The following is a 12988-nucleotide window of genomic DNA, read 5'->3' as shown; positions in this document are numbered from 1 at the left end:
TAGATGGGCAAGACCCTGGAACTGCTGCCTGCCGTCGACGTGGTCGACGGGCAGGCCGTGCGCCTCGTGCAGGGCGAGGCCGGATCGGAGACGTCGTACGGGTCCCCGCGCGACGCCGCCCAGGCATGGCAGGCCGGGGGCGCCGAATGGGTGCACCTGGTCGACCTCGACGCCGCCTTCGGGCGGGGCGACAACCGCGCACTGCTCGCCGAGGTCGCAGGCGAACTCGACATCAAGGTGGAGCTGTCCGGCGGCATCCGCGACGATGCGACGCTGGCGGCGGCGCTGGCGACCGGCGCGACCCGCGTCAACCTCGGCACCGCGGCCATCGAGAACCCTGAGTGGTGCGCGAAGGCGATCGCCGAGCACGGCGACAAGATCGCCGTCGGCCTCGACGTCCTCCGCGACGACGACGGGCAGTGGCGCGTCCGCGGGCGCGGCTGGGTCACCGACGGCGGCGACCTGTGGGAGACGCTCGAACGTCTCAACGGCGACGGCTGTGCGCGGTACGTCGTCACCGACGTGAGCAAGGACGGCACGCTGACCGGCCCGAACCTCGAACTGCTTGCGCAGGTCGCGCGGGCGACCGACGCACCGGTCGTGGCGTCCGGCGGTGTGTCGACCGTCGCCGACCTCGTCGCCATCGCCGAGCTCACCGACCTCGGCGTCGAGGGCGCGATCATCGGCAAGGCCCTGTACGCGGGACGGTTCACCCTCCCCGAAGCACTGGCAGCGGTGTCCGCGGGGGAATGACCGTGGGTGTTCCGGCCGACCTCGACCCGCAGCGGCTGCTGTCGGTGGCCGAGGGCGTCCTCGACTCGGTGACGTCGACGTTCGTCGACGGCCTCGGGGCGTCGAGCGCGGTGTCGAAGGTCGGCGACGACTTCGCGACGCACGTCGACCTGTCGTTGGAACGACGCATCGGTTCGGAGCTGCAGGAACTGACGGGCATCGAGGTGCACGGTGAGGAGTTCGGCGGTCCGCCGTCCGAACAGGGCACCGTGTGGATCCTCGATCCGATCGACGGCACGTACAACTACTCGGTCGGACTGCCGGTGGCGGCGATGCTGCTGTCGCTGGCAGTCGAGGGCGAGCCGCTGCTCGGCGTCACCCGGCTGCCGCTGCTGAATCAGTCGTTCGCCGGCGTCGTCGGGGAGTCGTTCACGGTGAACGGGGTGCCGGGGCGACCGTTGGACGAGACGCCGTTGTCGTCGGCGGTGATCGGTGTCGGATCGTTCAACGCCAAGGCGGGCGGACGGTATTCGGGCGCCGCGCGCGCCGATCTGTACCGGCTGCTGAGCCACCGGGCCAGGCGGTTGCGGATGACGGGGTCGACAGGCACCGACCTGGCGTACGTCGCCGGGGGAATCTTCGGCGGGGCCGTGTCGTTCAGCAGGCACGCGTGGGACAACGCGGCGGGAGTCGCACTGATCCGGGCGGCGGGCGGCGTCGCGACCGATGTGCACGGCCATCCGTGGCGAGTGGGCTCGAGGTCGATGGTGGCCGGGAACCGGCGTCTTCATGAAGAATTGCTGACGGTCGTCGCCGAGAGCGGCGTGCCGGACAGACGAGGCAACGAGAGCAAGGTGGAGCTGTGAGTGTGGCGGTGCGCGTCATCCCGTGTCTGGACGTGGACGGCGGCCGAGTGGTCAAGGGCGTCAACTTCGAGAACCTGCGCGATGCGGGAGATCCGGTCGAACTCGCGGCCCGCTACGACGCGGAGGGCGCGGACGAGCTGACGTTCCTCGACGTCACCGCGTCGAGTTCGGGCCGGTCGACGATGATCGACGTGGTCCGGCGGACGGCCGACCAGATCTTCATCCCGTTGACCGTCGGCGGCGGCATCCGCACCGTCGACGACGTCGACATGATGCTGCGTGCGGGCGCGGACAAGGTGAGCGTCAACACCGCGGCCATCGCCCGTCCCGAGGTGCTCGACGAGATGAGCCGCCGATTCGGCTCGCAGTGCATCGTCCTGTCGGTGGACGCGCGGACTGTTCCGGAGGGCGCCGGGAGCGGAGCGAGCGGGCCCAATGAACACCGCGTCGATCCCACTCCGTCCGGCTGGGAGGTCACCACGCACGGCGGGCGCCGCGGCACCGGCATCGACGCCGTCGAGTGGGCCGCGCGGGGAGCGGAACTCGGCGTCGGGGAGATCCTGCTGAACTCGATGGACGCAGACGGCACCAAGGACGGTTTCGACCTCGACATGATCCGCGCCGTCCGCGCCGCGGTGACGATCCCGGTGATCGCCTCCGGCGGCGCGGGATCCGTCGACCATTTCGCGCCAGCCGTCCGGGCCGGGGCCGACGCCGTTCTCGCGGCCTCCGTCTTCCACTTCGGCGAACTCACGATCGGCCAGGTCAAGGCCGCGATGCGCGCCGAACACATCACCGTCCGCTGAACGACACCTCAAGCAGGAGATCTCTCATGGCTCTGCCCGCAGAACTCGCGGCGAAACTCAAGCGAGGGCCCGACGGCCTCGTCGCCGCCATCGCCCAGGAACGCGAGACAGGCGTCGTCCTCATGATGGCGTGGATGGACGACGAAGCGCTCGAACGCACGCTCGCGACCCGCAAGGGCACCTACTATTCGCGGTCCCGCCAGGAGTACTGGGTCAAGGGGGAGACGAGCGGCCACACGCAGTACGTGCACGACATCCGCATCGACTGCGACGGCGACACCCTGCTGCTGACCGTCGACCAGGTGGGCGCGGCCTGCCACACGGGCAATCACAGCTGCTTCGACACCGAACCCCTCGAGTTCACCGACTCGATCACCATCACCGACGAAGGGCGCTGACCATGCCGCTGATTCAGATCTCGCAGACCGCCGGACTCTCCGACGCCGTCAAGCGCGAGACGATTGCCGCCGTCACCGACGCGTACGCGAAGGCCACCGGCAAAGACCCCGACTCGGTGTGGGTGACGATCACCGAGATCCCGCGCAGTCAGTGGGGCGTCGGCGGGGAACCCCTCGGATGAGCCCGCGCACCACATCGCTCGAGGAGTTCCTCGACCTCGCCGCCGACCACCGGGTGGTCCCGGTGACCCGCAAGGTGCTCGCCGACTCCGAGACGCCGCTGTCGGCGTACCGCAAGCTGGCGGGCGACCGCGACGGCACGTTCCTGCTGGAATCGGCGCCCAACGGCCAGTCGTGGTCGCGGTGGTCGTTCATCGGTGCGGGTTCGACGGCGCTGACCGTCGTCGACGACGCCGCGGCCTGGTGGGGGACGGCCCCCGCGGGCGCACCCGTCGGCGGTGATCCGCTCGCCGCGCTCGCCGAGTCGCTGCGGCTCCTGCAGACCGAGGCGCTGGCCGACATGCCGCCGCTCACCGGAGGCTTCGTCGGGTTCATGGCGTACGACTTCGTCCGCCGCCTCGAACGGCTCCCGTCGACGACCGTCGACGACCTCGGCCTGCCCGACATGTTCTGGCTGCTGACGTCCGAGTTGGCTGCGTTCGACCACCACGAGGGCACGATCACGTTGATCGCGAACGCGATCAACTGGGACGGCAGCGACGAGCGTGTGGAGGAGGCGTACGCGGACGCGGTCCGGCGACTCGACGAGATGACCGCCGCCCTCGCGGCGCCCGCCGCGTCGACGGTGTCGACGTTCGACCGTCCGACGCCCGAGTACACCTCGCAGCGCACGCTGGACGAGTACCGCGTGATCGTCGAGCAGGTCGTCGAGGAGATCGAGGCGGGTGAGGCGTTCCAGGTGGTCCCGTCGCAGCGGTTTAGCATGGAGACCGGGGCCGACCCGGTCGACGTGTACCGCGTGCTGCGCGCGTCGAATCCGAGCCCGTACATGTACCTCGTCCGCATCCCCGGCGTGGGACGCGATCCGTTCACGATCGTCGGATCGTCGCCGGAGGCGCTGGTCACGGTCGCAGGCGGTGTCGCGACCACGCATCCGATCGCGGGCACGCGGTGGCGCGGCGCGACCGAGTCGGAGGACCAGCTGCTCGCCAAAGGCCTCCTGGAGGACGAGAAGGAGAACTCCGAGCACCTCATGCTCGTGGACCTCGGCCGCAACGACCTCGGCCGCGTCTGCGAGCCGGGCACCGTCCGTGTCACCGACTACCGGCGGGTGGAGCGTTACAGCCATGTGATGCACCTGGTGTCGACCGTGTCGGGCCGTCTCCGTGACGGGAAGCACGCACTCGACGCCGTCACCGCCTGTTTCCCCGCCGGGACGCTGACCGGCGCGCCCAAGGTGCGGGCGATGGAGATCATCGAGGAGCACGAGATCACCAGGCGCGGCCTCTACGGCGGCATCGTGGGCTACTTCGACTTCGCGGGCGACGCCGACACCGCGATCGCCATCCGCACCGCGCTCATGTCGGGCGGCACCGCGTACGTGCAGGCGGGCGGCGGTGTGGTCGCCGACAGCGATGCCGAATACGAGTTCAACGAGGCGCGCAACAAGGCGACGGGCGTGCTGAACGCGGTCGCCGCCGCTGCCACCGTCACCCGAGTCGACGGAGGGCGGGAATGACCGATCAGGCGGCGGACAGGCCGAAGGCGAATCGCCGCATGCAGGGCCTCGCGAGTCTGCTGCTGATCGCGGCCGCGGGAGCGCTGTGGGGATCGTCGCGGATGACGTGGGCACAGGTGCTCGCAACCGACGGGCTGTCGTTGCCGCGCGTCTTCGACGTCCTCGGGTCCGATTGGAGTCCGTGGCTCACCGGTGTCGCCGCGCTGTTCGGCGCGGGTGTCGTGGCGCAGTTCGCGGTCCGGGGATGGATTCTGCGGATCGTCGCGGTGATCATCGCGGTCGCCGGTGTGTTGTCCGCGGTCCCCGGCTTCACGCTGATCCGCGACGGCGACGGCAACATGTACGCCGCGAACCGGATCGACATCCCGGGCCGCTACCAGGTGGACGTCGTGACCGCGAACACCGGTCCCGGCTACCTGCTGATCGCCGGCGCACTGTGCGCGGTGGTCGCGGCCGTGTTGATGATGCGTGGCGCGTCGGCCCGCGGCATGTCGTCGAAGTACTCGTCGCCCGCCGCCCGCCAGGAGGAGCTGGAGAAGCAGGTCTTCGCCGAACGCGAGCGTCGTCTCGCCGCGGAGTCGTCTGACGACGCCGACACCAACGAACGCCTCCTCTGGGACTCGCTGGACAGCGGCGTCGACCCCACCGACGACCGAACGTGAGCTATCACTTCGACGAGGCCGCGGGATCGCTGAGCCCGGAGACCAGCCACCCGCGTTTCGTCGCACTGGCTCCGGAGTCGTTCTACAGCGCCACCGACGAGTTCGCGCCGTTCGGTTCGGACGACGGAAACGACGTGCTCCGTGACATGGAGGCGTGGTACGAGCAGCGCGACCCGGGCGTGGACCCCGAAGGGTTTCTCGACGACCTCCTGGAGGGGTGGGCGTTCGATCTGCCCGACGACGTCCTCGACTTCCCGGACGACAGGCTGCTCGCGCTGGCCGCGGACGGTTCGGCCGAGGCGAGGCTCGTCGCGGTCGGTCAGGCGTGCATCGCGGCGGCGGTCGGCCAACTCAAGATAGAGGGCGTCGTGTCCCCGTCGATGCAGATCCGCGGTCGGGCGGGCGTCAGGGTACTGCGCTGCCTGTACACCGACACCGCGCGCCACCCCGCATGGCCGCATCGCGCCGACGCGCTGCGCGGAATCGAGCTCGTCGAACGTCTCCTGACACGAGCGCGGGACGAACCGTGACATCCGACCACGTGCGAACGTCTCGGGTCAGCGTTCGTGCGCGGTCACGATGTCGTTGGCCGACGCCCATTCGGTGATGTCGCGCCGTTCGATCGCGGCCGCCATCATGTCCGGGAACAGGTCGGGTGTGCACGCGAACGCGGGGACGCCGATCGACGCCAGGGCCGCGGCGTGACCCGCGTCGTACGACGGCGCGCCGGAGTCGGACAGTGCGAGCAGCGCGACCATCGTCGCACCGGACTCGACCACCGCGTGAGCCCGTTCGAGCATCTCCTCGGCGATGCCGCCCTCGTACAGGTCGCTGATCAGGACGAGGACGGTGTCGGCGGGCCTCGTGATCTGCGACTGGCAGTAGGCGAGAGCCCCGTTGATGTCGGTGCCGCCGCCGAGTTGGACGCCGAACAGGACGTCGACGGGATCGTCGAGGTCGTCGGTGAGGTCGACGATCGACGTGTCGAACACGACGAGTCGGGTGCGCACGGACCGCAGGGACGCGAGGACCGCGCCGAACACGCTGGAGAACACGACCGACTCGGCCATCGATCCGGACTGGTCGATGCACAGGATGATGTCCCGTTCCACCTGGGACTGTCGCCGCGCGTATCCGACGAGACGTTCGGGGACGACGGTCCGGTAGTCGGGCTGGTAGTGCTTCAGATTGGCGGCGATGGTGCGGTTCCAGTCGATGTCGGCCGGGCGCGGCCTGCGTGTGCGCGCCGACCTGTCGATCGCGCCGGTCACCGCCTGGACGGTCGCGTCGCGCAGACGCTTCTCCAACTCGTCGGTCACCGCCCTGACGACCTGCCGGGCCGTCTCACGGGTGGTCTCGTCCATCGCCGACTTCAGTTCGAGCAACGTGGTGGCGAGGTGGATGTCGGGTGTCACCGACGCCATCATCTCGGGTTCGAGCAGCATCTGCCGCAACCCGAGACGTTCCATCGCGTCGCCCTGCATCACCCTGACGACGGATGTCGGGAAGTAGCTGCGGATGTCGCCGAGCCACCGCGACACACGTGGTTTCGAGCCGCCGAGCCCGGCGCGTCGGGGCGCGTCGTACAGTTCGCCGAGCACACGGTCGCGGGCGGCGTCGTCGACCGACAGGTCCGTGGACGAGACGCCGGTCCCGTCGGCGTCGCCACCACCAAGGATCAGTCTCCAACGGGTGATCGGGTCGGTCATGCGGACTCCCATCCGACGAGTCGGGCGACGGCGGCCATCGCCGGTCCGGCGCGGTCGGCGTCGAACGCGGCGGCCGACTCGGTCGCGTCGCCGCGTGCGACGGCTCGGCCGATCGACCGGCGTTCGGCGGTCGAGAACGCCGAGAACGTCCGGCGCAGCAGGGGAAGCAGATCGTCGAAGGTCTCGGCGGCCACTCCGGCCACCCAGCGATCGACGACGTCGAGCAGTGCCGCGTCGTGCACGAGGATCATCGCGTCGCCGGACAGGAACCCGTCGAGCCAGGCCGCGGCGTCGACGGGGTCGGAGGCGCGGGACAGCTCCCGGCTCATGCGCCGTTCCACCTCGTCGCGGTCGATGCGGTCGGCGTCGAGCAGGATCCGGACGGCCCGTCCGGCGAGCACGCCCGGCACGCGGGCGCGGCCGGTCACCTCGTGCAGCGCCGTGAACCAGCGGTCGGCGAGGAGCGGGTCGTCGAGCATCATCAGGCCGCGATGCGCCGAGTCGACCGCCGCGCGCAGCGTCGCGGCCGCCTCCTCGCTGAGGGCGACGGCCGCGGACGGCAGGCCGATGCCCGCGCGCACCGTGACTTCGTCGAGGACCGCCCGGACGCGGCTGGTGTCGACCTTGCGGACGGTCCCGTACCGGCAGACGCGGGCGAGCGGTTCGATCGCACCGAGCAGTTCCGGCGCGTCGCTGTGGGCCGCGGCCCGGTCGGCGAGCACTCGCACGACGTCGTGGGTGGGCAGGTCCGCCGTCATGCAGCGGTCCACGAGTGTCGACAGCTCGCCGAGCGTGGTGGCCTCTTCGGCGGCGGCGGCGACCCTGGCCGTCGCCGCGTCGACGACGGTCGTCCCGTAGACGGCGGCTTCGACGACGGACACCGCGAGCCCCGGATCCCAGGCGAGGGTCCACGCCTCCTTGAACGTGCCGGTGGTGCGGCCCGCGTCGGCGGGCTCGCCCCAGTCGACGCCGAGCACGACGAGTCGGTGCAACAGCGTCGACCGCGCCCGTCCGCTGTCGGTGCGGAGGTCGAGGGTGACGGTCTGGCTGTGGGCGGCGGGCTTCAACCGGCAGCGCTTCTGGTGGCGCTGCAGGTCGGCGGCGAGCGGAACCATCGGCGCGGCGTCGGGCACGGCTCCGATGTCCGAACCGACGACGAGATCGCGGTGCACCAATGTCAGGGGGAGCCGGTCGCCGTCGGCCAGGACGGCCAGCGCGGCGTCGTCGAGTTCGGACAGGCCCGGATGGGGGCGGCCGCGGATGGTCGCGAGGGTCCGGGCCAGGCGGGCGGCGTCGACGACGGACGCGGGTGACGCCGTCATCCCCTGGACGCGGAGTTCACGTGCCACGCGCACGAGCCACGACGACGCCGCGTCGTCGGCGCCGTCGCCGGTCAGGCGCGAGACGAACAGGTGCCGATACCACCCCGGTGACGAGACACCCGCGCCGTAGCCCGAACGCTGGGACAGTCGGGTCGCCGTCCACGGGGCCCAGGCCGCGGCGACCTTCGTCTTCGGGAGACCCCGCAGCAGCCGGTTGTCGGCGGCGGCCGACGGTGCGGACGACGGGTCGACGGCCGGGGCGTGCCACGCGCCGCAGACGAACGCGATCCGTTCGTGTCCCGCCTTCGCTGCGGCTCGCACGGCGTTGCGCATCGCGGCCTCGCGCACCGCGGTCAACGAGGGGCCGGTCGGGTCGGCGGCGGCCGTGACGTCGACGGTCTTGCCCTCCGTCATCAGCGGCGCCGGGGCGGGCTCGTCGCGCCGGAGTTCGGCTATCGCCTCGCGCACCGCGTCGAACTGGGCCGACGCGTCGCCGGACCGATGCTCGACGGCGTCTTCCCACCACCGTTCGGCGTCGTCGTACCCGGCGGTCCGGGCGAGTTCGCCGATCGGATCGGTGACCCGAGAAGCACGAGCGGTGACGAATGCGCCGGCGTCGGTCGTGGTGGCGTCGTCGACGGCGGTCTGGATCGCCAACGACTGCGCCGCGGGCAGGTCGGCCCAGGCCACGTCGACGCCGCGGGTCAGCGCCCACCGCGTCGCGACCCATTCCGGAGAGAACTCGGCGAGCGGATAGAACGCGGCGCGGCGCGGTGCGTCGACGGCGTAGACGAGTCCGGCGACCGGCGGGACCATCTCCTCGTCGGCCAGCAGCGGCAGGATCGGCGTCAGCTCGGGCGGTCCCTCCACCAGCACGAACGTCGGGTCGTACCGATCGAGCGCGGCCGAAACCGACAGCGCCGAACCCGGACCGTGATGGCGGATCCCGAACGCTCGGACGCTCACGTCCGTGCCGGACCCAGTTCGCGGCACGCGCGGTACAGGTCGTCCCATTCGGGGCGGCTGCGGACGACGGTCTCCAGGTACTCGTCCCACACCACGGCGTCCTGCACCGGGTCTTTGACGACGGCTCCGAGCAGTCCCGCGGCGACGTCGTCCGCACCGACGCGGCCGTCGCCGAAGTGCGCCGCGAGAGACAGGCCACTGGTCATCACCGAGATCGCCTCGGCGGTCGACAGCGTGGAGCTCGGCGACTTGATGGTGGTCCGGCCGTCGCGGGTCACACCCGACCGGAGTTCACGCATCACCGTCACGACGCGACGGATCTCGCTGAGCGATTCGAGGTCGGCGGGCAGGTCGAGCGACGCGCCCAGGCTCGCGACGCGGCCCTGCACGATCGACACCTCGTCGTCGAGCGAGTCGGGGAGCGGCAGCACCACGGTGGTGAATCGCCTGCGCAACGCCGACGAGAGGTCGTTGACGCCCTTGTCGCGGTTGTTCGCGGTCGCGATCACATTGAAGCCGCGACGCGCCTGGACCTCGTCGTCCAGCTCCGGTATCGGCAGGGACTTCTCCGACAGGATCGTGATCAGCGTGTCCTGCACGTCGGCGGGGATGCGGGTCAACTCCTCGATGCGGGCCACTGTGCCCTCGCGCATCGCGCGCATCACCGGTCCGGGGACGAGGGCGGCGTCGGACGGCCCGTGCGCCAGCAGGCTCGCGTAGTTCCAGCCGTAGCGCAGAGTCTCCTCGGTGGTACCGGCCGTCCCCTGGACGACGAGAGTCGAATCGCCGCTGACCGCGGCGGCGAGATGTTCGCTGACCCACGATTTCGCCGTCCCGGGCACGCCGAGCAGGAGCAGCGCGCGATCGGTGGCGAGGGATGCGACGGCGATCTCGATGAGGCGTCGCGACCCGACGTACTTGGCGCTGATCGTCGTGCCGTCCGGCAGCGTCCCGCCGAGCAGGTACATCGACACCGCCCACGGCGACAGTCGCCACTGCGGTGGGCGCGGACGGTCGTCGGCCGCGGCGAGCGCAGCCAGTTCGTCGGCGTACGCGTGTTCGGCGTGCGCCCGGAGGACGGACGTCTGGTCGGGAGTCTGGGTCATGCGAAGCTCTCCTGGATGGACTGGTCGAAAGCGTGAAAGGTGACGGCGGCGTGCAGGAACCGGCGTCGGCGTTCGTAGGCGGCGCGGGTGACGGGTTTGTCGGTGGCCGGTTCGGCGGCGTCGAGGATCACCCGAACCCTGCCGATGTGCGACGACGGCACGTCGGCGGCGCGTTCGGTCGGCAGTGACGGGAGCGACGCCCACGCCGCGTCGTTCCTCGGTGACGCGAGCCGGTCGAGGACGGCGGAGGCGACGGCCGCGGGCCACGGACGGTCCGCCATGTCGATCAGCCGGATGAACTCGGCGTGCGGAGCGCTCGGAAGGCGGGCGAGCACGTACGCCTCGCGGTCGCGTGGGCCGAGGACCTCGATGAGCCCCGACACCGTCGAGAACGGTGTCAGAGCTGCCGCCCACGCCCGGTCGCGTTGCGTGATCGCCGCGGTGGAGACCGCGGTCAGGACGGTGTCGTCGGCGGCCAGGGCTGTCGCGATCGCCTCCGGAGTCGAGCCGGTCAGCGTCGTCCACGTGTGCAGCGGGGCACTGCGGACGATGGCCCGCAACGACGCCGCGCGGTCGCCGTCGGTGGCCGTCCCCGGCAGACCGTCGCGGGCTGCGGCGTCGTCCAGGTCGGCGGGTGGACGGACGCGGACGACGAGGTCGGTCGATCCGAGCAGTCGGCGACGCGGAGGCTCGATGTCGACCAGGCTCGCGAGCCGCTCACCCATGCGGCGGGCGAAAGCCGACGTCGGGCGCGCCGACAGCGCGTCGCGCGCGGCGTCCCTCACCCGGGCCGCCCGCTCGTCGAGACAGGATTCGAGGAACGCGTCGTCGACTCCGGTCACCGTGCCGTCGGGCGCCCGCAGCAGTTGCTCCTTGTCGCGTGCCGACAGGCCGGGCCACCGCTCGGGCGCGTTCGCGATCTCGGACGACGTCGTCGCGGTGACGGCGGCATGACCGAGTCGTGGTGCGAGCCAGCGCCCGCGCTCGCCCCAGACGTCGGCCAACGCCGTCCGCAGGGCGGGGTTCCCGGAGGCGTGCGCCGACAGCGGCGGGATGAACTCGGGCGGCACGATGACCGACCTGGATGCGGCCGCGCGCAGCCACCGGACCAGCAGTTCGAGTCGCAGTTCGCGCGGTACGGGTGGCACCGCGAGGAGCGTGCGCAGTTGCGCGAGCGCGGTCTCTGGCGCGTACTGGTCCGTTTCGGGCGGCGCGGGAGACGTGGGCTCGGCGTGCCCGACGACGCGCCCGCCTCTCACCAGTGCGGCCGCGAGGGCGACCTGGTCGAGCAGTGATCGGGGTGAATCGGTGTCGGGAGCGGCAGTGAACCCCGGCGGTCCGGACGGCGGCGGACGACGGTCCGTGCCGAGCACCGCCGCCGTCGTCACCTCGCGGTGCCAGTCGGCGTACCCGGTCACAGCGGCACCACCCGGCCGTCCACGTCGATGGTCAGCACGCGGAGCCTGCCGCCGTCGATCTCGCCGAACGCCAGATCGGCCCGGCCGCCGCTGACCGCCGCCAGCATCGTCGACGGCGTGTCGTCCACCAGCGCCAACGACGACCCGCGCGGGTCGACGACGTGCCCGTCGCCGAACCGGACGTCGGCGAGCGTCACCGGATGACGATCCCGCCACGGGGTGGCCGCCAGCGCCGCGGCGGCGTCGGCCAGCGCGGCGTCGAGCGTGGTGCCCGGACCGAGCGAGACGCCCGACCCGACGGGTTCGGGGTCGCCGACGAACAGTCCGCGACACGGTTCGGCGCCGGGATAGACGGCTAGGTCGGCGCGGAGTCGGGCACCCGCGAGCTGGGGGACTCCGAGCGACTGGCCGGGGCCGGCCGTCTCCAGCAGCATCCGGTAACGCCCGTCGTCGTCGCGCAGCCACGTCCGCTGCTGCGCGAGCCTGCCCTTCTCGTCGCGATGCGCGCCGACGACGGTCCACACTCGCGACTCGACGACGCCCGCGCGGACCTCGGCGGTCGGCGTCGGCCAACCGAGTGCGGCGTGGAGGTCGGCCGATTCGGCCGTTGTCAGGTCGGCTCGTCGATCCCACGCGCGGACGAGCATCCACCACACGCCGATGCGCTCCAGCAGGTCGGCCGCGTCGAGACCGACGACGACGTCGGCCCCGGTGTCGCGGACCCGTTCGGCGAGCCCTGGCAGTTGCGCGTCGACGAGCCGGGACGCGGCCGTCTCCCACCACGCCTGCGGACGCCGCAGCGCGTCCGCCACGCCCGCCCGAACGAGATCGGACAGCCACCGCGTGAATTCGGCGGCGCCCGCGTCCATCGTCGCGACGCGTTCGGCACGACGGGCCGCCTGCGCTTCCGGGTCGACGGGTGTCGCGGCCCTGGTCGGCTTCTGTGCCCGAGTCGCCCTCTCGTCGGCCCAGCTCGACGCGAACTCGGACACTTCGCCGTCGCCGATCGCGCCCGCCGACCACAGCAGCAGGAGCGCGATCGCGTGCTTGCACGGGAACTTCCGGCTCGGACACGAGCAGCGGAACGCTGGGCCGGTCAGGTCGATGCTCACCTGGTACGGCTTCTTCCCACTGCCCTGACACGAGCCCCACAGGAGGGCGTCGTTCGCGCCGGTGCCCGACCAGGGGCCGGGCGACGCGAGCTTGCGGCCGGCCGTGACCGAGGCGGCGTCGGGTGCGGCGGCGATCACCTGCTCTTGTGTCCACGGCATACCCGGCACAGTAGGGCATGGTCCGACAACGGC

Annotated in this window: 13 protein-coding genes; 8 read left to right on the top strand and 5 right to left on the bottom strand. The window is 71.5% G+C overall.

What is annotated here, in order from left to right; translation table 11 throughout:
* Positions 1-3 precede the first annotated feature (3 nt).
* The 8 genes from priA to GYB83_RS18540 are packed head-to-tail and all read left to right on the top strand — an operon-like array spanning position 4 to position 5693.
* Positions 4-753: a bifunctional 1-(5-phosphoribosyl)-5-((5-phosphoribosylamino)methylideneamino)imidazole-4-carboxamide isomerase/phosphoribosylanthranilate isomerase PriA gene (gene priA, locus GYB83_RS18575; RefSeq protein ID WP_161896813.1), complete on the top strand. Its 750-nt coding sequence runs from the start codon at positions 4-6 to the stop codon at positions 751-753.
* Positions 750-1598: an inositol monophosphatase family protein gene (locus GYB83_RS18570; protein ID WP_186349809.1), complete on the top strand. Its 849-nt coding sequence runs from the start codon at positions 750-752 to the stop codon at positions 1596-1598. Before priA ends, GYB83_RS18570 begins: the two co-directional genes overlap by 4 nt.
* On the top strand, positions 1595-2404 hold the full coding sequence (gene hisF, locus GYB83_RS18565; protein ID WP_161896811.1) for an imidazole glycerol phosphate synthase subunit HisF: 810 nt from the start codon (positions 1595-1597) through the stop codon (positions 2402-2404). The genes GYB83_RS18570 and hisF overlap by 4 nt, the downstream gene beginning before the upstream one ends.
* 26 nt (positions 2405-2430) lie before the next feature.
* Entirely contained in the window at positions 2431-2802 is a 372-nt protein-coding gene (hisI, locus tag GYB83_RS18560) for a phosphoribosyl-AMP cyclohydrolase (protein ID WP_161896810.1), read from the top strand.
* A 2-nt stretch (positions 2803-2804) separates the two neighbouring features.
* Positions 2805-2984, top strand: a complete 180-nt coding sequence (locus GYB83_RS18555) for a tautomerase family protein (protein WP_161896809.1) — start codon at positions 2805-2807, stop codon at positions 2982-2984.
* Positions 2981-4501 (top strand): anthranilate synthase component I, encoded by a 1521-nt coding sequence (locus GYB83_RS18550; RefSeq protein ID WP_161896808.1) that lies wholly within the window; start codon positions 2981-2983, stop codon positions 4499-4501. Before GYB83_RS18555 ends, GYB83_RS18550 begins: the two co-directional genes overlap by 4 nt.
* Positions 4498-5163 carry a TIGR02234 family membrane protein gene (locus GYB83_RS18545; RefSeq protein WP_161896807.1) on the top strand — a complete coding sequence of 222 codons (666 nt, stop codon included), beginning with the start codon at positions 4498-4500 and terminating at the stop codon, positions 5161-5163. Before GYB83_RS18550 ends, GYB83_RS18545 begins: the two co-directional genes overlap by 4 nt.
* Positions 5160-5693: a hypothetical protein gene (locus GYB83_RS18540; RefSeq protein WP_161896806.1), complete on the top strand. Its 534-nt coding sequence runs from the start codon at positions 5160-5162 to the stop codon at positions 5691-5693. Before GYB83_RS18545 ends, GYB83_RS18540 begins: the two co-directional genes overlap by 4 nt.
* Before the next feature lie 27 nt (positions 5694-5720).
* Here GYB83_RS18540 and GYB83_RS18535 read toward each other — a convergent pair whose 3' ends face one another.
* From GYB83_RS18535 to GYB83_RS18515, 5 genes are read right to left on the bottom strand one after another with little or no spacing between them, the layout of a single operon-like run.
* Positions 5721-6872: a VWA domain-containing protein gene (locus GYB83_RS18535; protein ID WP_161896805.1), complete on the bottom strand. Its 1152-nt coding sequence runs from the start codon at positions 6870-6872 to the stop codon at positions 5721-5723.
* Positions 6869-9160 carry a DUF5682 family protein gene (locus GYB83_RS18530; protein WP_186349808.1) on the bottom strand — a complete coding sequence of 764 codons (2292 nt, stop codon included), beginning with the start codon at positions 9158-9160 and terminating at the stop codon, positions 6869-6871. The genes GYB83_RS18535 and GYB83_RS18530 overlap by 4 nt, the downstream gene beginning before the upstream one ends.
* Entirely contained in the window at positions 9157-10266 is a 1110-nt protein-coding gene (locus tag GYB83_RS18525; RefSeq protein ID WP_161896803.1) for an ATP-binding protein, read from the bottom strand. The genes GYB83_RS18530 and GYB83_RS18525 overlap by 4 nt, the downstream gene beginning before the upstream one ends.
* Entirely contained in the window at positions 10263-11684 is a 1422-nt protein-coding gene (locus GYB83_RS18520) for a DUF5691 domain-containing protein (RefSeq protein ID WP_161896802.1), read from the bottom strand. Before GYB83_RS18520 ends, GYB83_RS18525 begins: the two co-directional genes overlap by 4 nt.
* The gene (locus tag GYB83_RS18515) at positions 11681-12955 is read right to left on the bottom strand and encodes an SWIM zinc finger family protein (RefSeq protein ID WP_161896801.1); all 1275 of its coding nucleotides are present in this window, start codon (positions 12953-12955) and stop codon (positions 11681-11683) included. The genes GYB83_RS18520 and GYB83_RS18515 overlap by 4 nt, the downstream gene beginning before the upstream one ends.
* Positions 12956-12988: the final 33 nt, after the last annotated feature.

It is taken from the genome of Gordonia spumicola (assembly GCF_009932475.1).
GTDB classification, from domain to species: domain Bacteria; phylum Actinomycetota; class Actinomycetes; order Mycobacteriales; family Mycobacteriaceae; genus Gordonia; species Gordonia spumicola.
Note: the sequence above shows the minus strand (reverse complement) of the source record. Positions and strands in the feature narration are given on the sequence as shown.

Coding starts and splice junctions, on each gene's coding strand:
- GYB83_RS18525 (WP_161896803.1), bottom strand. CDS start 10,266: ATGACCCAGACTCCCGACCAGACGTCCGTCCTCCGGGCGCACGCCGAA.
- GYB83_RS18555 (WP_161896809.1), top strand. CDS start 2,805: ATGCCGCTGATTCAGATCTCGCAGACCGCCGGACTCTCCGACGCCGTC.
- GYB83_RS18550 (WP_161896808.1), top strand. CDS start 2,981: ATGAGCCCGCGCACCACATCGCTCGAGGAGTTCCTCGACCTCGCCGCC.
- GYB83_RS18570 (WP_186349809.1), top strand. CDS start 750: ATGACCGTGGGTGTTCCGGCCGACCTCGACCCGCAGCGGCTGCTGTCG.
- GYB83_RS18515 (WP_161896801.1), bottom strand. CDS start 12,955: ATGCCGTGGACACAAGAGCAGGTGATCGCCGCCGCACCCGACGCCGCC.
- GYB83_RS18545 (WP_161896807.1), top strand. CDS start 4,498: ATGACCGATCAGGCGGCGGACAGGCCGAAGGCGAATCGCCGCATGCAG.
- GYB83_RS18535 (WP_161896805.1), bottom strand. CDS start 6,872: ATGACCGACCCGATCACCCGTTGGAGACTGATCCTTGGTGGTGGCGAC.
- priA (WP_161896813.1), top strand. CDS start 4: ATGGGCAAGACCCTGGAACTGCTGCCTGCCGTCGACGTGGTCGACGGG.
- hisI (WP_161896810.1), top strand. CDS start 2,431: ATGGCTCTGCCCGCAGAACTCGCGGCGAAACTCAAGCGAGGGCCCGAC.